Here is a 19,189-nt window from a genome sequence, read left to right on the forward strand (position 1 = left end):
CGGCCTTATTGCACCACACCCGCCTCCCTCAGCAAAGCGATCCTTTCCGCGCCGTAGCCCAGTTCGTCGAGCAGACGCTGCGTGTCTTGCCCAAGATCCGGCGCCGCACGTGTCGGCAGCGGCTCGTCGACCCGCACCGGCGCGGCCACGCCGCGCACCTTGCCGAAGCGCGGATGCTCGGCATCCACCACGCATTCGCGTTCGGCGACAAAGGGATTCTCCAGCGCCTCCTTGACATTGAACACCGGCGCGGCCGGCACGCGGCCGCCGAAGCGTTCGAGCCATTGCGCCGTGGTCGCCGTCGAAAGCACCGCGTCGAGTTCGGTCTGCACCAGATCGCGATTCGCGAGACGCGCCTGGAAGTTGCAAAAGCGCGGATCGGTCACCCACGACGGCTTGTCGATCACTTCGGCGAGCACGCCCCAGAACTTCTCCTTGTTGCACATCAGGAAGATCCAGCCGTCCTGCGTCTTGTACAACTGGCTCGGCGTGAGCGACGGATGCGACGAGCGGTTCTCGCGCCCCGTCACCACGCCGCCGTTCAGATACCAGGTCGCGACATAGGCGAGGTTATGCAGCGCGACGTCGAAAAGACTCACGTCGATGTCGCGCCCCTTGCCCGACGTCTTCGCATCGACGAGGCCGGCGAGCAGTGCCATCGCCGCCGTCGTGCCGGTCATCAGATCGATGATCGACAGGCCGAAGCGCGCCGGCGGACTATCGGGTTCGCCGGTGACTGACAGATAGCCCGCCTCGGCTTGCATCAGATAGTCGTAGCCCGGCCATGCCGCGCGGCTGCCGGTTCGTCCATAAGCGGACAGATGCCCGCACACGATCTTCGGATTCGCCTCGCAAAGTTGCGCGTAAGTGAGCCCGAGTTTCGCCGGCAGATCGCCGCGCAGATTGTTGAACACGGCGTCGCTCTTCGCGACGAGGTCCAGCAGCACCGCGCGCGCTTCGGGCTTCTTCAAGTCGAGCGTGAGACTGCACTTGTTGCGATTGAACGCCTCGAAGAAGTGGCTATCGCCCTCGCCGAAGAAATACGGGCCCACCGCGCGGCCGACGTCGCCGCCATTGCTCGGATGCTCGATCTTGATGATCTCCGCGCCAAGGTCCGCGAGATGTTGAGTGGCGAAAGGCCCGGCGCCATATTGTTCGATGGCGAGCACGCGCACGCCTGAGAGAGGCAGACTCATACCGGGCTCCGTTCGATCAATTGCTTGGCGATGATGATGCGTTGCATCTCGTTGGTGCCTTCACCGATCGTGAGGAGCGGCGCGTCGCGATACAGGCGCTCGACGTTGTATTCCTTCGAATAGCCATACGCGCCGTGAATGCGCATGGCCTCGATGCTGTTTTCCAGCGCGGCTTCGGTCGCGAAGTATTTCGCCATGCCCGCTTCCATGTCGCAGCGCTCGCCGCGGTCGTACTTCTTCGCGGCGGCGTCCACCAGTAAGCGGCCGGCTTCGACGCGCGTGGCCATTTCGCCGAGCTTCAGCTGGATCGCCTGATGTTCGCAGATCGGTTTGCCGAAGGTTTTGCGCTGCTGCGAATAGCTGACCGATTCATCGAGCGCGGCTTGCGCGACGCCGACGCCGCGCGCCGCGACGTTGATACGGCCGAGTTCGAGGCCGCCGAGTATCTGCTGCAGGCCCTTTCCTTCCACGCCGCCAATCAATGCATCCGTGGACACGTGGTAATCGTTGAACGACAACTCGCAGGTATCAATACCTTTGTAGCCGAGCTTTTCGAGTTGACGGCTGACCTCGAATCCCGGTCCTTTCTGCACCAGCAACAAACTCATCCCTCGATGACGCGGCTGCGCCGTCGTATCCGTCTTCACCAGCAGCGCCAGCGTGTTGCCGTGCTTGCTGTTGGTGATCCAGGTCTTGTTGCCGTTCACGATGTATTCGTCGCCGACGCGTTTGGCGGTCGTGCGAATGGCTTGCAGATCGGTACCGCAATCGGGCTCGGTGAGGCCGATGCCGCCGCGCCATTCGCCAGTGGCGAACTTCGGCAGATATTTGCTCTTCTGCTCGGGCGTGCCGTTGCGTTGCACCAGCATGGCGAGAATCAGATGCGAATTGATGATGCCGCTCACCGACATCCACACCCGCGAGATGCGCGCGACGATCTGCGCATAGGTCCGAGTCGACAGACCCAGCCCGCCATACTCGGGATCGATGATGCAGCCGAACAGACCCATCTCCTTCATCTTCTCGACGATCTCCGCTGGATAGATATCGTCGTGATCGAGTTGGTGAACGTAAGGACGCACCTCGGTTTCGAGAAAGCGGTCCAGCATGTCGAGAATCAGTTGATCGTTTTCCAGCGTGTCGAGTTCTGTTGCGGTCATGATGACGTCCTTAGGATGCGGCGTGTCCGGCAAACGTATCGGCGAGCGCGCGGGTCGGCTGTTCGTCGAGTTGCAATACGGCTTGGGCGATCTGTTCGGCGGCGCTGCGCGAGACGCTGCGCTGCGCGTTCGCGTAGAACTTGGCGACGATGTCGTCGTTGCTGACGGGCCGGTCCGCGCAGCCGCGATTGATTGCCTCGCGATGCGCAACGCGCGAGCCGTCGCTGCGTTCCACCACGACTTCGCCCGTGTAGTGGCGCGGGAAAGTTGTGTCGGGGTCGATTTCATAGTCGACTTTTGCGGCAAGTGCGAGCACCGCGGGGTCGGCGAGCGCGGCCGGTTCGAGTTCGTCGAGCGTGAAGCGGCCTTTGAGCAATGCGGTGGCGACGATGTACGGCACGCTGAATTGCGCGTCGTAGGCGGTGACCGGTTTGCGCTTTGCGTCGACCGGTTCGCACACGATCTCCACCGTGCCGCGCGGCACTTTGGCGATCACGCGTTTGATCGAGTCGAGCTTTTCCGCCGAGAAGCGATGCTCGCGATTTAGCGCGATCGCCGCGTCGGCGACTGCATGCGTGAAGTGGCATGCGGGCAGCGGTTTGATCGCCACTTCGTCGATCTGCCAGGTGCTGCCGAGCCCTTCTGTGGCGAGTTCGCGATCGGCCGCGTCGAGCGGTTTGCCGAGGTGGCTGGCGTAGAGACCGAAGCGTCCCTCGTAGGCCAGGCGCGGACCGGTGAAGCCGTGCTTCGCGAGCGTCGCGGCGGTGATGGCCGAGGCGGCCGCGAAACCAGGATGAGCGCGTTTGGTCCACGCGCCGTCTTCGAGGAATTCGAGGCTGCCGGCGGCCATCGAAAGAACGATGCCTTGTGCGTGCGCCACGCGGGCCTCGTCGAGTTGCAGCAATCTGGATGCGGCGACCGCGCAGCCGAATGCGCCGACCAGACCCGTCGGATGAAACCCCGCGTCGTGGAATCCGCCCTTCGCCGCCGATGCCACACGCGTCGACACTTCCATGGCGACGATGTACGCGGCCAGCAGGTCCGCGCCGCTCACGCATTCGCGGTCGGCGAGCGCCAGCACGCAGGGCAATGCGCTGGCGGTCGAGTGAATGACGCCGCGTGAATGCGTGTCGTCGAAGTCGAGACCGTGAATCAGCACGCCGTTCATCATCGCGGAATCGCGCAAGGCGAGCCGCCGGCCATAGCCGATGACCGGTGAAGCGCCGCTGCCAAGCTCCGAGAACGCAGTAAGCGAAACATCCGCATACGGATAACCGCGCGACGCGAATGCAATGCCGACGGCGTCGAGAATCAGATGCTTCGCGCGGGTTTGCACGGCGCGCGGTACGTCGCTCAATTGCAAGCCCAGGCCGAAGCGCGCGTATTGATCGGACAGCGTGACGGAGGAAGCGAGTGAAGTCATGAGCTTTAACCTTGCTGGGTAGCGGGTAGCGAATCAGAGTCGGTTTCGAGGCTCGGCGAGATCCGTTCGAGCGCATGCTGGTTGGTTTCCACACGCAGCAGCAGAATCCCGAACACCAGCAACGCGAGCACGCCGCTCACCATGGCCAGCACGCCGGACACGCCGAACGAGTTGTAGAGCAGCACCGCCAGATACGGCGTGCTCATGGAGGCGGCGCGGCCGCATACGCCCGCCGTACCGGTGCCGCGCAGGCGCAGTTCAGTCGGAAACAGTTCCGGGATGTAGGCGAACAAGCCCAGCGTGGTGACCGTATAGATGCAGGTGATCAACACGAAGCCGACGCTGCTGATCGCCCAGCCCGCATGCATGTTCGGATAGATGAAGCCGACCACGATCGTGGCGATCGCGAAGATCACGAGGCCACGCGCCCGTCCGATGCGGTCCGCGCAGAAGAAGCCGACCAGTGCGCCGCCCGGCGCGCCGAACGCCATCAGCGTCGTGAAGCCTAGCGATTGCACAATGGTGAGGCCTTCCTTGACGAAGAAGGTCGGCAGCCATGCAACAAAACCGTACACCGAAATATTCACGGCGACTGCAGTGAGAATCGCAACCAGCGTGCGGCCGAGCATGGCGTGTGAGAACAACGCGGAGAACGGCGCTTTCGGCACTTCGAGACTTTCGGTGCGTTCGACGGGCGGCAACGGACCTCGCTGACGCTGCACCTCGTGCTCGATAGCGGAGACGGTCGCCTCGGCTTCCTCACTGCGTCCAACCGATTCGAGCCAGCGCGGCGACTCCGGCATCCGATGCCGCAGCACCCACACGATGATCGCGCCGACTCCGGCAATTGCGAACATATAGCGCCAGCCGAGATGCGGAATCACGACGTAACCGACCGCCGTCGACACCAGCAACCCGGAATTGATGATGAGCGCGAGCAAGGCGGTCCAGCGTCCGCGCGATGCGGGCGGGATGAATTCACATAGAGTGCCTGCCGCGACCACCAGTTCGGCGCCGAGGCCGACGCCCATGATCAGCCGCAGCACGATCAGCCACATCATATTCGGCACGAAGCACGCGGCGATCGATGCAATGCCGAAGATCAACAGGTTTGTCTGATATGACGAGCGGCGGCCGAAGCGGTCGCCGAGATAGCCGGCAAAACCCGCGCCGATCAGCATGCCGAGAAAGGTCACCGAGATGAAAAGCGCGTTCAGCTTCAGATCCGAGAAGCCCGCTTTCACCATCGCGCCGAGCGCACCGGCCGCGAGATAGATGTCGAAGGCGTCGAGAAAGGCGCCCGCGCTGATGAGCCCGAGGACCTTCCAGTGAAAGGACGCGATGGGCAGGCGATCGAGTCGCGCGCCCGAGTTGACGATACCGATAGCCACCTTTGTCTCCTTGGTGTGCGTGCGACTGCGTTGGCGCTCGCCGCATCGTGACGCCTGTTCGGACGTCGCCGGAATCCACGCACTGACTGCTCTTGCTGGCAGATGTGCGCTGTTTTGCTGCTGGTCGTTCTCAGACAGGGCGGGCCCTCGGCCCAAACATGGGGCGGTTCACGCCGGATGACGCGTCAATCAATCGCCCACTCCGTGCCCGCGCGCCGGCACCAGGGCGCTGCGCACGAAATCCATGATCGGCGTGCCGTCCTGCTTGAACGCGCGGGTCTGCACGGTGACGATGCCCTGCCCCGGACGCGACTTCGACTCGCGCTTTTCGAGCACTTCGGATTCCGCATAGATCGTGTCGCCGCAAAACACCGGGCCGGTCAGACGAATCTCTTTCCAGCCGAGGTTGGCGATCGCCTTGCCGCTCACGTCGTTCACCGACAGACCCAGCACGACGGCAACCGTCAGACCGCTATTGACGAGCAGGCGGCCGAACTCGCTTTTGGCGGCGTAGGCGGCGTCGCAGTGCATCGGATGGAAGTTCATCGTCAGCAGCGAGAAGTGGATGTTGTCGGCTTCGGTAATAGTGCGCCCGGGGCGGTGTTCGTAGATGTCGCCCACCTGAAAATCTTCGAGGTAGCGGCCGTAGCTGGCGCGAATGCGGTTTTTGACTGCGACGTCGGACTCCATGCCTGTCTCCTGTTTCGAGTAACTTATCCATCTTTGTTACTTTGTCCGTACAAAGTGTGGTTTGAGTATTGTCGTCGGAGGGGGGAATGTCAAGGCGGTATTCGTGGAGACGACGCGCAATGGGCGTAAATGAGCCGCTGAGGCACGCCAGTGCTCGTGACCAGGTTTATCCCTGGCAAGTGGTCAGGGACGGAGGCGACGGGTCTACGTCAGAGTTGACCAAGCGACGTGCAAATAAAAAACCCCGCTGCTTGAGCGGGGTTCATTGCATCAGTTCTGCGCGAGTGCGGATGAATCAGAACGGAATATCGTCATCCATCTCATCAAACCCGCCGCCAGCCGGCGCGCTCGGACGGCTTGCGCCGCCACCGCCACCACCGCTACCGCCACGCGCACCGCCGCCCGACACAGCGCGGCCGCCACCGCCGCCACCGCTGCGTTCCGACGGTTCGCCACGGCTATAGCCGCCTTCGTCGCCACCGCCGCCCATCGAACCGCCGCGGCCGCCCAGCATTTGCATCTGTTCGGCGACGATTTCCGTCGAGTAACGGTCGGTGCCGTCTTGCGCCTGCCACTTACGGGTGCGGATGCGCCCTTCCAGGTACACCGACGAACCCTTCTTCAGATATTCGGAGACGATTTCCGCGAGGCGGCCGAAGAACGACACGCGGTGCCATTCGGTCGCTTCCTTCATTTCGCCGGACGCCTTGTCCTTGTACCGATCCGTCGTTGCAAGGCGGATGTTCGCCACTGCGTCGCCGCTCGGCAGATAACGGACTTCCGGATCGGCTCCGAGATTGCCGACGAGAATGACCTTGTTCACGGATGCCATGAGTTTCTCCTGTTGATTCCGTTACGGACGGCGCGGCAATACACGGTTTCGCGTTTCAGGGCCGGCAGGCCCGAGACCGGAACTGCGCCTCTGCCCGCCGCCGGGTGAGTTCTGGGTGAGTTCGGGATGCGCCGTATTACGCTTTGCGCGGCGGCTGTTTCATCTTTGCGGCGATTATAAGCCAGCACAAGACGAGCCCCGAACACGTAAAAAAGACAGCGCTCTGACCATCCACTTTCAGCAGCCAACCGCCGACCACACCGCCCAGCGCAAGACCGATCGACTGTGTGGTGTTGTACACGCCGGCCGCCGCGCCCTTGCGGGTTCCCGGCGCCAGTTTCGACACCAGCGAAGGCTGCGAAGCCTCAAGAATATTGAAGCCCAAAAAGTACACAAAAAGGATCGCCGCCACACTCAGAATCGTATGCGCAGCGACGCCCAATAACAACTGTCCGATCAGGATAAGACCGATCGCGGAAAGCAGCACGATTTTCATCTTGCCGCGCTTTTCAGCGGCGATGATCGCGGGCACCATCATCACGAACGAAAGGCCCATGACCGGCAAATACACTTTCCAATGTGACGCGACCGGCAGGCCGCCCGCTTCGAGAATGCGCGGTACGACGAGGAACAGTGCGGTTTGCGTGGCATGCAGGACCAGCACGCCGAAGTTCAGACGCAGCAGCTCGACGTTGTGCAGCACTTCGGCGAACGGCGCGCGCACGTGCACCGGCTTCGGCGCATCGGGCACGATCCACAGCACCACGCCGATCGCCAGAATCGAGAAGATGCCGACCAGCGTAAACAGCCCGCTCATGCCGACCCACTGGAACACGATCGGCGCACCGACGATCGCCACCGCGAACGACACGCCGATGCTGCCGCCCACCATCGCCATGGCCTTGGTGCGATGTTCCTCGGAGGTCAGGTCGGCGATAAACGCGATCACCGCCGACGACACCGCGCCCATGCCCTGAATCACCCGTCCGACGATGATCCACGTCATGTCGTGCGCGCCCGCCGCGACGAAGCTGCCGAGCGCGAAAATCAGCAAACCGGTCGCAATGACCGGTTTGCGGCCGACCTTGTCGGAAACCCAACCGTAAAAGATGTACAGCATGGACTGCGTCACGCCGTACGCGCCGAGCGCGATACCCACCAGCAGCACGTTGTCGCCGCCGGGGATGGTCTTCGCGTAGATCGAGAACACCGGCATGATCATGAAGAGACCGAGCATGCGCAGCGCAAAGATGGCGGCAAGCGACACGGTCGCGCGCAGTTCAGGCGCGCTCATGCGTGAGGAAATGGCGGACGGATTGGACATCGGGAGCGTTCGTAGATTGAGCTGGGCGGCACACCGCGGACAGGCACAGCGGCGGAGCGGCCACGCCCGCGAGGCTTGCCGCAAGACGGCGGGCCGGCAGCGCCGCGGCGTTCGAGCCGACAGCCTTCCTGCATTCCCGCTGGCGCCTCGCGGTGCCTCGTGTTGCCTTGTACTCGCGGAAAATGGCCCCAAGTTAGACGTCTTCCCCGCGGCGCTGGACCGCTGCCTTACAGCACGCCTCGACGCCTCTTCAGGCTGTCAGGAAGCCGTAACGGCGGTCTTGAAAAGTCGTTATAGTAGCAGGTTTAGCCTCTTCCTCTTTCCGCCAGTTCATGGAATAAATCCGTGGAACAAATCCGTATTCGTGGGGCTCGCACCCACAACCTGAAGAACGTCAACCTCGATTTACCCCGTCACAAGCTCGTTGTCATCACGGGCCTTTCAGGCTCGGGCAAATCGTCGCTGGCGTTCGACACGCTTTACGCGGAAGGACAACGGCGCTACGTCGAAAGTCTCTCCGCCTACGCACGCCAGTTCCTGCAACTGATGGAGAAACCGGACGTCGATCTGATCGAAGGCCTGTCGCCGGCGATCTCGATCGAACAGAAGGCGACCTCGCACAATCCGCGTTCCACGGTCGGCACCGTCACCGAGATTCACGACTATCTGCGCCTGTTGTTCGCGCGGGTCGGCACGCCTTACTGTCCGGACCACGAAATTCCGCTGGAAGCGCAAAGCGTCTCGCAGATGGTCGACGCCGCGCTCGCGTTGCCGGAAGAAACGAAGCTGATGATCCTCGCGCCCGTGGTGGCGAATCGCAAAGGCGAGCACGTCGAACTGTTCGAGGAAATGCAGGCGCAAGGCTTTATCCGCTTCCGCGTGCGCTCCGGTGGCGGCACCGCCAATGAAGGCGTCGCGAAGATCTATGAAGTCGACTCGCTGCCCAAGCTGAAGAAGAACGACAAGCACACCATCGACGTGGTCGTGGACCGCCTGAAAGTGCGCCCCGACATGAAGCAGCGTCTCGCCGAATCGTTCGAAACGGCACTGCGTCTCGCCGACGGCCGCGCGATCGCGCTCGAAATGGATACGGACAAGGAGCACCTGTTCAGCTCGAAGTTCGCCTGCCCGATCTGCTCGTACTCGCTGCAGGAGCTGGAGCCGCGCCTCTTCTCGTTCAACAATCCGATGGGCGCATGCCCGGAATGCGACGGCCTCGGCCAGATCACCTTCTTTGATCCGAAGCGGGTGGTCGCGCATCCGTCGCTGTCGCTCGCAGCGGGCGCCGTGAAGGGCTGGGACCGGCGCAATCAGTTCTACTTCCAGATGCTGCAAAGTCTCGCGGCGTTCTACGAGTTCGACATCGACACGGCTGTCGAAGACTTGCCGGAGAAAGTCCGCAAGATCCTGCTGTTCGGTTCGGGCAAGCAGGAGATCCCGTTCTCGTACATCAATGAACGCGGCCGTACTTCGGTGCGCGAGCATGTATTCGAAGGGATCATCCCGAATCTGGAGCGGCGTTACCGCGAGACCGATTCGGTCGCGGTGCGCGAAGAACTCGCCAAGTATCAGAACAATCAGCCCTGCCCGGCCTGCGCCGGCACGCGGCTGCGGCGCGAAGCCCGCTTCGTGCGGATCGGCACGGACGGCGACGCGCGCGGCATCTTCGAAATCAGCGGCTGGCCGCTGCGCGACGCGCTCGGCTATTTCCAGACGCTGCGTCTGGAAGGCTCGAAGCGCGAAATCGCCGACAAGGTGGTCAAGGAAATCGTCGCGCGGCTGATGTTCCTGAACAACGTCGGGCTCGATTATCTGTCGCTCGAACGGAGCGCGGAAACGCTGTCGGGCGGCGAGGCGCAGCGCATTCGCCTCGCGTCGCAGATCGGCTCGGGGCTGACCGGGGTGATGTACGTGCTGGACGAGCCGTCCATCGGCCTGCATCAGCGCGATAACGACCGGCTGATCGCCACGCTCAAGCATCTGCGCGACCTCGGCAATTCGGTGATCGTCGTCGAGCACGACGAGGACATGATCCGCATGGCCGACTACGTGGTCGACATGGGGCCGGGCGCGGGCGAACACGGCGGCATGGTGATCGCCGAGGGCACGCCCAAACAGGTGCAGGCGAACGCGGCGTCGATGACCGGGCAGTACATGTCCGGCGCGCGCAACATCGAATTCCCCGACGAACGCAAGGAGCCCGACGATAAGCGCCTGCGAATCGTCGAGGCGTACGGCAACAATCTGCAGCACGTGTCGCTGGATCTGCCGGTCGGCCTGCTCACCTGCGTGACCGGCGTGTCCGGTTCGGGCAAATCGACGCTCATCAACGACACGCTGTACCACGCGGTCGCGCATCACCTGTACGGCTCGGCCACGGAGCCGGCGCCGTATGAATCGATTGAAGGCCTCGAGCACTTCGACAAGGTCATCAACGTCGACCAGTCGCCGATCGGCCGCACGCCGCGCTCGAACCCGGCCACCTACACGGGCCTCTTCACGCCGATCCGCGAACTGTTCGCGGGCGTGCCCGCGGCGAAGGAACGCGGCTATGAAGCCGGCCGCTTCTCGTTCAACGTGAAGGGCGGCCGCTGCGAGTCCTGCCAGGGCGACGGCGTGCTGAAAGTCGAGATGCACTTCCTGCCCGACGTGTACGTGCCGTGCGACGTCTGTCACGGCAAGCGCTACAACCGCGAAACGCTGGACGTGCAGTACAAAGGCAAGAACATCAGCGAAGTGCTCGACATGACGGTGGAGAACGCCTATGAGTTCTTCAAGCCGGTGCCGGTCGTTGCGCGCAAGCTGAAAACCTTGCTGGACGTGGGTCTGGGTTATATCCGGCTGGGCCAGTCGGCGACCACGCTGTCGGGCGGCGAGGCGCAGCGGGTCAAACTATCTTTGGAACTGAGCAAGCGTGATACGGGTCGCACGCTATACATACTTGATGAGCCGACCACCGGCTTGCACTTCCATGACATCGCCTTGTTGCTCGAAGTGATTCATCGATTACGCGACCAGGGTAATACCGTCGTGATCATCGAGCATAATCTCGATGTAATAAAGACTGCGGACTGGGTCATCGATCTCGGTCCGGAAGGCGGAGCAGGCGGCGGGCAGATCATCGCCCAAGGCACGCCGGAACAAGTTGCGAAGTCAAAGGCAAGTTTTACCGGCAAGTACCTGGCGCCTCTGCTGAAACGCGCGGCCAGTAAAAGTAAGTAACGCGGCACAACTCGGTTGGAGACGGAATAAGCCATGGCCAAGCGGAATCAGGCGCGCGACGACGGGCAAGTGCAGGATCTACGCCCACGCCCGGTCAGGCTGACGAGCGACATGAGCCTGCCGAAGCTGTCGGCGGTTGAGATCGGCAGTTATATCGTGATGCTGTTCGGCATGTGGGCGGTCATCGAACTCCGGTTGCTCGGCGCGTTGCTCGCCGGGCTGCTGGTGTTCCAACTGGTTCACACCATCGCGCCGCGCATCGAGCGCCACATGTCGAGCAAGCGGGCACGCTGGCTCGCGGTGGTGTTCCTGGCCACGGTGATCGTGGGCGCGTTGACGGGGCTCACGCTCGGCATCATCGAGCATTTCGAGAACGACGTGCCGAGCGTGCAGAAGCTGCTCGACCAGGCCATGCAGCTGATCGACCAGGCGCGCGGCCGGATTCCGCAATTCGTCGCCAACTATCTGCCGGTCGATACCGAACAGATGAAAACCAAGGCGGCGGAGCTGATGCAGACGCACGCCAACATGTTGCAGCAAAGCGGCAAGACCGCGGCGCGCGCGTTCACGCATATTCTGATCGGCATGATTATCGGCGCGATCATCGCGGTCGGCGCGCAGAAGCATATGCAGCGTCTGCCGCTATCCACGGCGTTCGTCACACGCGTGACACGTTTCGCCGACGCGTTTCGCCGCATCGTGTTCGCCCAGGTAAAGATCTCGGCGATCAACGCGGCCTTCACGGGCATCTTCCTGCTGGTAATCCTGCCGATCTTCCACGACACGCTGCCGTTGTCGAAGACGCTGGTGCTGGTCACGTTCATCGTCGGCTTGCTGCCGGTGATCGGCAATCTGATCTCGAACACGATCATCGTCGCGGTGGCGCTCTCGGTGAGCTTTCCCGCAGCGGTCATGTCGCTTGTGTTCCTGATCCTGATTCACAAGCTCGAGTACTTCCTGAACGCGCGCATCGTGGGCGGACAGATCGAGGCGCGCGCGTGGGAATTGCTGATCGCCATGCTCATCATGGAAGCCGCGTTCGGTCTTCCCGGCGTGGTCGCGGCACCAATTTTCTATGCGTACATCAAGCGGGAACTGATCTACTTGCGGTTGGTTTGAGGCGGCGGGAAGCGCGCCACCAGAACGGAAACAGCGGCGCTTCGGCGCCGTTTTTCATTGGCCGCACGTTTACGGAAAACTTGCGGCGCACGGCAACACTCCCATAAGATGCGAACAATTCCCATTTACGAAGCGTGTGCCGTGACACCCCTTTCCAAGCCCTGCTCCATCGCGACGGCTCGCCTATGAGGCGTCAGCTCGTCCGTCTGCACCGCTGGTTCGGTGTCGCCACAGCGCTGTTTCTGTTCGTCGCCGGCCTGACTGGCGCGATCATCGCGTGGGACCATGAGCTCGACGCGGCGCTGAACCCAGCCTTCTTCAAAGCCCGCAGCGCCGGTCCGGCGCTGTCGGGCCTGGAGTTGGCGCGTCGTGTGGAAGCGGCCGACTCGCGTCTTCAGGTGACGTATCTGCCGCTGGCCGCCGAGCCAGGCCATACGCTGCAAATGATGGTGCTGCCGAGAACCGACCCGCGCACCCGAAAGCCCTACCCGCTCGACTTCAATCAGATTGCCGTCGACCCGGCCACCGGCGAGATCCAGGGACGCCGCGAATGGGGCGCCGTCTCGCTCGCGCGGCTCAATCTGATCCCGTTCATTTACAAGCTGCACTACACGCTGCAACTGCCGTTTACGGGCGGCGTGGACATCGGCACGTGGTTGATGGGGATCGTCGGCATCATCTGGCTGTTCGACAGCATGATCGCGTTGTGGCTGTCGTTTCCGAGCGTCAAGGCATGGCGCAAGTCGTTCGCGTTTCGCCTCGGGCGCGGCGGCTATACGTTCACTTTCGATCTGCACCGCTCGGGCGGCGTGTGGATCTGGGGCCTGCTGGTGATCGTTGCGCTGACATCGGTATCGATGAATCTCTCCGCGCCGGTGGTGCGCCCCATCGTGTCGTTGTTCTCGAAGCTCACGCCGGACCCGATCAACAACCCGGAAATTCTGCGCGCCCCGCAACCCGGCGACAAGGTGTTGAGCCGCGAACGTATCGTGCAACTGGCCGAGCAGGCAGGCCGCGCGCAGAACCTCGGCGTCGCGCCGGGCGGCATCTACTACGCGGAATTCATGCATGCATACGGCGTCGGTTTCTACGCGACCGGCAACGAGCACGGCGACTTCGGCCTCGGCGTTCCGTGGATGTATTGGGACGCGGCCACCGGCAAGCAACTCGGCGCGCAGATACCCGGCAGGGGCACGGCGGGCGATATTTTCGTGCAGGTGCAATTCCCTCTGCATTCGGGACGCATCCTCGGTCTCGGCGGACGGATTCTGATTAGCGCTGTCGGCATCGCGGTCGCCGTGTTGAGCGCGACGGGACTGCTAATCTGGCTGAAGAAGCTGAGCGCGCGCCGCCGTTCGGCGCAGAACGCCAGTCTCGCGCGTGAAGCGGGCCGGTCCGCGGCGCGCTCCTGAAATGCGGGCAAACAAAAAGGCGGCGCCGGAATCATCCGGACGCCGCCTTCCTTACCGAGCCCGCCAGCAACAGCTTTTCGCTTAGCGAAACACCACCGACTTGCTGCCGTTCAACACGACGCGATGCTCCACGTGCCACTTCACCGCACGCGCCAGCGTCACGCACTCCACGTCGCGGCCGATCGCCGTAAGTTGCTCCGGGGTCATGCTGTGGTCGACCCGCTCCACTTCCTGTTCGATGATCGGACCTTCGTCGAGATCCGTCGTCACGTAATGAGCGGTCGCGCCGATCAGTTTCACGCCGCGATCGAACGCCTGGTAGTACGGTTTCGCGCCCTTGAAGCTCGGCAGGAACGAGTGATGAATGTTGATCGCGCGGCCGGCCAACGCTTCGCACAGCTTCGGCGACAGAATCTGCATATAACGCGCAAGCACCACCAGGTCGGCTTGATGCTCGTCGATCACTTCGAGCACGCGCGCTTCCTGCGCGGCCTTCGCGTCGGGCGTGGCGCCCAGCAGCGGGAAATGATGGAACGGAATGTCGTAGCTGGCGGCGAGCTGATAGAACTCCTTGTGGTTCGAGATGATCGCCGGAATCTCGATACCCAACTGGCCGGTGCGGTAGCGGAACAGCAGATCGTTCAGGCAATGGCCGATCTTCGACACCATGATCACCACGCGCGGCTTGACCGACGCGTCGTGCAACTCCCAGCGCATACCGAACTGCCCGGCGAGCGTCGCGAACGACTCGCGTAGCGCCCCCAGACCCGGATCGCCGCCCACCTGCTGGAAATGCACGCGCATGAAGAACTCGCCGGTGCGGCTGTCGCCGAACTGCGCGGAGTCGAGAATATTGCTGCCACGCTCGAACAGAAAGCCCGATACGGCGTGAACGATGCCGGGCCGGTCGGCGCACGACAGTTTGAGGATAAAGCTGTGATCGGTCGACATGACCTGGGTGACTCCCTTCTTCAATGCGTGGTTTGTTCGGTGTGTCTGGTTCGACGCGGCGCGCTTCGGCATGGTCGTCGCACGCGCACCGATGCGGCGCTCAGGCGAATACCGGCGGCACGAACAACGCCTCGATGCCGGCACACGCGTCTTCATCGATCCAGCGGCGGCGCAACAGGCAATCCAACGTGGCCAGGCTCGCGTCGACGGTCATGGCGCCCTCCTCGATCCAGCGCGCCGCTTCGTCGATACGCGCGAGCCGGTGTTCACCCACTTCGCCATCCTGATTGCGCGGCGCGAAATCGGCCGGTAGCGCGAGGTCGTAGATAAAAATCTGTTCGGCCTGCGTGCCTTCCGGCAACGTTTGCAGCACATGCGCAGTGCGCCCCGCCACGGCGCGAGTGGCGATCTCCTCGGGAATGCCGGCTTCTTCCCAGCATTCCTTGACGATCGTTTCCGCGACGCCGAAGCCCCAGCCGATCCCGCCCGCCACGACATTGTCGAGCATGCCCGGGTCGGTCGCCTTGGTGTCGCTGCGGCGCGCGATCCACAATTGCGGCGCGCCACGGGGCGCCCCGCTATCCGCGTATTCTACGACGCCGTTCAGATGCACCGCGTAGGTCATCGTTCCGAAGAAGCGCGACGCCGCGCGCTCGATATACGCGAGCGGCGGCGCATCGAACGCATTGCGGATCGCGTAGGTCTCGTTGCGCCAGCCCGGAATGCGGTCTTCAGCGGCGAGCGCGCCGATCACGGAACCGAGCGCGGCGCTGCGCAAATCCACCGTATTGAATGCGGGCGCCAGAGTCACACGGCCACTGTCGATATCGAACACATCGGGCCAGCGCGCAAGCAATGGCACATCGCCCGTGCGGATCCAGCCGACCTGTTCGGCGTCGATACAGAACGGCACATGCGCCTGCACGTCGAAGCGGCGCGCGGCGGTAATGCATGGCAAAGTCATTTAACGCTCCAAACTAATGTCCGCGCAATCCCGTCAATCACGCAACGCGACGCGAATCCCGATTGCGATGAACGTGGCGCCGGCCAGGCGATCGAGCCACACACCGACACGCGGACGGCGTTTCAGCCAACCGCCGATCATCCCCGCGCACACGCCGAACAGCGAAAACACCACCACGGTCTGCAGCATGAACAACACGCCGAGTTCGAGCATCTGCAGCGTGACGCTTTGCGTGCCGTGCGGCTGCACGAACTGCGGCAGGAACACCACGAAGAACAACGTCACCTTCGGGTTCAGGAGATTGCCGAGCACACTCTGGCGAAACACCGCCATCAACGGCTGCGGCGCGCGCTCGTGCGCGGTCGCCAGACCCTGGCTGCGCAGCGCCTTGATGCCGATCCAGATCAGATACGCGGCGCCGGCCAGTTTGATGACTTCAAAGGCCACCGGCGACGAGCGCAGCAACGCGGCCACGCCGAGCGCGGCGAGCGTCGTGTGAAACGTGATGCCGGCCGCAAAGCCGAGCGCCGCGACGAGTCCCGCCGCGCGGCCCTGCGAGATGCCGCGTGCGAGCACTTGCAGATTGTCGGGGCCGGGCGCCATGGTAATGGCGATCGATGTGGCGAGAAACAGCAGGAAGTTGGGCATCGTTCTTACCTTCTTATGGACGAGAAGAAGTTCACCGCGGCTAGGGCCGCGTGCGATCAATGACCGTCGAATCGGGTCACCGTATAAAGCGCGAGGCCGCCCTCGCTGAGCAGCTTCGAACCGCCGAGCTCGGGCAGATCGATGATCGCTGCGCCTTCCACGACAACCGCGCCGAGGCGCTCGAGCAGCATCTTGCCGGCCATCATCGTGCCGCCGGTCGCGATCAGATCGTCGATGATCACCACGCGGTCGCCCGGCTTGCAGGCGTCCTCATGAATCTCGACGGTCGCCGTGCCGTATTCGAGCTCATATGATTGCGCGACGCGCTTGTAGGGCAGTTTGCCCGCCTTGCGGATCGGAATGAAGCCGAGGTTCAGTTCATACGCGAGAATCGGCCCGATGATGAAACCGCGCGCGTCCAGCCCGGCAATGTAGTCCAGCTCGGCGTCGATATAACGCTGCACGAACAGATCGATCAGCACGCGCAGCGACTTTGGCTCCTGCAGGAGCGGCGTGATATCGCGAAACTGCACGCCCGGCTGCGGCCAGTCGGGCACCGTGCGAATGTGGCTTTTGATGTAGTCGGCCGCATCGAGCGGCGCGCTCGCGAGCGCGTTGGACATGATGTCTCCGGATGGACCTCAACAGGTCCGATGAAAAACTAAACCGGCAGCGGCCGGCAGGCTCACTTGCCCGGGACGGAGCGCAAGTTTCAGGCCGCGGCGGCGCCTGCGCGCCGGTGCTTCGAGAGCCGTTCCTCGGCCTCCGCCAACTGCTCGGGCAAACCGCGCAACACCACGATGTCGCTCGCGCGCAGCTTGGTGGACGGATCCGGCTCGACGCCGCGAATGCCGTGCCGGCGAATCGCCGTCACTTCGACACCGATCTCGAACAGGCCCAGGTCCGCGAGCGTCCGGCCTACCGCGTCCGCGTTTTCGTCGACCGGCACCGATTGTAGCCGCACCTGTTCGTGGCCGTCGTCGTCGTCCACGTCGTCGGCGCCGTGGAAATAGCCGCGCAGCAGCGCGTAGCGTTCATCGCGCATCTCTTCCACGCGACGCACCACGCGCCGCATCGGCACGCCCATCACCACGAGCGTGTGCGAGGCGAGCATCAGACTGCCCTCGACGATTTCCGGAATCACCTCGGTCGCGCCCGCTGCCAGCAGTTTTTCCAGATCGGCGTCGTCGACGGTGCGAACGATCACCGGCAGCGTCGGCTCCAGTTCGTGGATGTTGTGCAGCACGCGCAATGCCGACGGCGTATTCGCATAGGTGATCGCAACCGTTGCCGCCCGATGGATACCGGCTGCAAGCAGCGACTCGCGCCGTCCGGCATCGCCGAATACGACCGATTCACCCGCAGCCGCCGCTGCCGCGACACGATCGGGATCGAGGTCGAGCGCGACGTACGACAATCCTTCATGTTCCAGCATGCGCGCCAGATTCTGCCCGGCACGGCCGTAGCCGCAAATGATCACGTGACCGCTTTGTTTGAGACTCTGCGTGGCGATGCGCGTCATTTGCAACGACTGCATCATCCATTCAGTCGACGACAACCGCAGCACGATCCGGTCCGCGTTCTGGATCATGAACGGCGCGGCCAGCATCGACAGCAGCATGGCTGCGAGAATCGCCTGCAGCAGGGTGGCGTCGACGAGATGCTTGTCGAGAATCAGATTCAGCAGCACGAAGCCGAACTCGCCCGCTTGCGCGAGGCCGATGCCGGTGCGCATCGCGACGCCCGGCGACGCGCCGAACAGGCGCGACAGGCCCGTCACCATGATCGCTTTCAGCAGAATCGGGCCAACCAGAAAGCCGAGCACGATCAGCGGATGCTCCCAGATCACGCGCGGATTGAGCAGCATGCCGGTGGTAATGAAGAACAGCCCGAGCAGCACGTCGCGAAACGGCTTGATGTCTTCTTCCACTTGATGCCGGTACGGCGTCTCGGCGATCAGCATGCCGGCGATGAACGCGCCGAGCGCGAGCGACAAACCGAACTTGTCCGTGATGAACGCGCAACCCAGCGTCACCAGCAACAGATTGAGAATGAACAGTTCCTGCGAGCGGCGCCGCGCCACCACGTTGAACCAGCGCGTCATGAAGCGCTGGCCCACGATCAAGAGTAGCGACAACGCCACGACGATCTTGATGGCCGCGACGCCGAGCGAGCTGACGAGATCTTCCGAGTTGCCGCCCAGCGCAGCGATGACGATGAGCAGCGGCACCACCGCCAGATCCTGGAACAGCAACACGCCGAAGATATTGCGGCCGTGCTCGGTCTCGATCTCGAGCCGCTCCGCCAGCATCTTGCTGACGATCGCCGTCGACGACATGGCGAGCGCGCCGCCCAGCGCCACGCTCGCCTGCCACGTGATGTGCACCCAGCGCTCCAGCACGAAGCCGAGCGAGACCGCCACCGCGATCGTGCCGATCACCTGCAACAGGCCGAGGCCGAACACGAGGCGGCGCATCGAACGCAGCTTGGCGAGTGAGAACTCCAGCCCGATCGAAAACATCAGGAACACCACGCCGAACTCGGCCAGGTTCTGCGCGCCCGCCGAGTCGGGAATCAGACCGAACGCATGCGGACCGACGACGATGCCCACCGTGAGATAGCCGAGCATCGGCGGAAGATTCAGAAAGCGAAACACCACCACGCCCGCCACCGATGCCAGCAGCAGGAACAGCGTCATTTCGAGGGGGGAAATCATCGGCAAAAACGCATCGGTAAAGCGTCCTCGTTCGTCAGCGGAACCGCGCACGAGAAACGCCGTGCGACAAGGTTGAGGGGCCGTTAAAGGCAGCGATAAAGACAGCGGCTCGGCACAGCAGGCCCGGCGCGGCGAACAGGC

General features: G+C 63.1%; 15 protein-coding genes. 3 read left to right on the forward strand and 12 right to left on the reverse strand.

From position 1 onward, the window contains the following. Positions 1-5 precede the first annotated feature (5 nt). From B0G73_RS15230 to B0G73_RS15260, 7 genes are all read right to left on the reverse strand, one after another. Positions 6-1,196, reverse strand: coding sequence for a CaiB/BaiF CoA-transferase family protein (locus B0G73_RS15230; RefSeq protein WP_106282078.1), 1,191 nt, complete (start codon positions 1,194-1,196; stop codon positions 6-8). Further along, positions 1,193-2,356, reverse strand: coding sequence for an acyl-CoA dehydrogenase family protein (locus B0G73_RS15235; RefSeq protein ID WP_106282080.1), 1,164 nt, complete (start codon positions 2,354-2,356; stop codon positions 1,193-1,195). Before B0G73_RS15235 ends, B0G73_RS15230 begins: the two co-directional genes overlap by 4 nt. A gap of 10 nt (positions 2,357-2,366) precedes the next feature. After that, the gene (locus tag B0G73_RS15240) at positions 2,367-3,779 is read right to left on the reverse strand and encodes an MmgE/PrpD family protein (protein WP_106282082.1); all 1,413 of its coding nucleotides are present in this window, start codon (positions 3,777-3,779) and stop codon (positions 2,367-2,369) included. A 5-nt stretch (positions 3,780-3,784) separates the two neighbouring features. Then, complete coding sequence (locus tag B0G73_RS15245; protein WP_106282084.1) at positions 3,785-5,170, reverse strand: MFS transporter; 1,386 nt, start codon at positions 5,168-5,170, stop codon at positions 3,785-3,787. Positions 5,171-5,359: 189 nt separating this feature from the next. Next, on the reverse strand, positions 5,360-5,860 hold the full coding sequence (locus B0G73_RS15250; protein WP_012431675.1) for a MaoC family dehydratase: 501 nt from the start codon (positions 5,858-5,860) through the stop codon (positions 5,360-5,362). Positions 5,861-6,155: 295 nt separating this feature from the next. Next, positions 6,156-6,692, reverse strand: a complete 537-nt coding sequence (locus B0G73_RS15255; RefSeq protein WP_106282086.1) for a single-stranded DNA-binding protein — start codon at positions 6,690-6,692, stop codon at positions 6,156-6,158. 136 nt (positions 6,693-6,828) lie between these two features. Beyond that, a complete protein-coding gene (locus B0G73_RS15260; RefSeq protein ID WP_166679064.1) occupies positions 6,829-8,016 on the reverse strand; it encodes an MFS transporter in 1,188 nt (395 codons plus the stop codon). Between the two features lie 345 nt (positions 8,017-8,361). Between B0G73_RS15260 and uvrA the strand changes: the two genes are divergently transcribed. The 3 genes from uvrA to B0G73_RS15275 all read left to right on the forward strand — a co-directional run bounded on the left by uvrA (position 8,362) and on the right by B0G73_RS15275 (position 13,769). After that, positions 8,362-11,238, forward strand: coding sequence for an excinuclease ABC subunit UvrA (gene uvrA / locus B0G73_RS15265; protein WP_106282088.1), 2,877 nt, complete (start codon positions 8,362-8,364; stop codon positions 11,236-11,238). Between the two features lie 33 nt (positions 11,239-11,271). Further along, positions 11,272-12,357: an AI-2E family transporter gene (locus tag B0G73_RS15270; protein WP_106282090.1), complete on the forward strand. Its 1,086-nt coding sequence runs from the start codon at positions 11,272-11,274 to the stop codon at positions 12,355-12,357. A gap of 185 nt (positions 12,358-12,542) precedes the next feature. Continuing rightward, entirely contained in the window at positions 12,543-13,769 is a 1,227-nt protein-coding gene (locus tag B0G73_RS15275) for a PepSY domain-containing protein (protein WP_106282092.1), read from the forward strand. Positions 13,770-13,850: 81 nt separating this feature from the next. Here B0G73_RS15275 and purU read toward each other — a convergent pair whose 3' ends face one another. The 5 genes from purU to B0G73_RS15300 all read right to left on the reverse strand — a co-directional run bounded on the left by purU (position 13,851) and on the right by B0G73_RS15300 (position 19,048). Next, positions 13,851-14,720, reverse strand: coding sequence for a formyltetrahydrofolate deformylase (gene purU, locus B0G73_RS15280; RefSeq protein WP_106282094.1), 870 nt, complete (start codon positions 14,718-14,720; stop codon positions 13,851-13,853). 100 nt (positions 14,721-14,820) lie between these two features. Next, on the reverse strand, positions 14,821-15,684 hold the full coding sequence (locus tag B0G73_RS15285; protein ID WP_106282096.1) for a DUF4743 domain-containing protein: 864 nt from the start codon (positions 15,682-15,684) through the stop codon (positions 14,821-14,823). A 33-nt stretch (positions 15,685-15,717) separates the two neighbouring features. Then, a complete protein-coding gene (locus tag B0G73_RS15290; protein WP_106282098.1) occupies positions 15,718-16,332 on the reverse strand; it encodes a LysE family translocator in 615 nt (204 codons plus the stop codon). 56 nt (positions 16,333-16,388) lie between these two features. After that, positions 16,389-16,955 carry an adenine phosphoribosyltransferase gene (locus B0G73_RS15295; protein ID WP_106282100.1) on the reverse strand — a complete coding sequence of 189 codons (567 nt, stop codon included), beginning with the start codon at positions 16,953-16,955 and terminating at the stop codon, positions 16,389-16,391. Positions 16,956-17,044: 89 nt separating this feature from the next. Then, the gene (locus B0G73_RS15300; RefSeq protein ID WP_106282102.1) at positions 17,045-19,048 is read right to left on the reverse strand and encodes a cation:proton antiporter; all 2,004 of its coding nucleotides are present in this window, start codon (positions 19,046-19,048) and stop codon (positions 17,045-17,047) included. Positions 19,049-19,189: the final 141 nt, after the last annotated feature.

The sequence above is a fragment of the Paraburkholderia sp. BL25I1N1 genome (assembly GCF_003002025.1).
GTDB lineage: Bacteria > Pseudomonadota > Gammaproteobacteria > Burkholderiales > Burkholderiaceae > Paraburkholderia.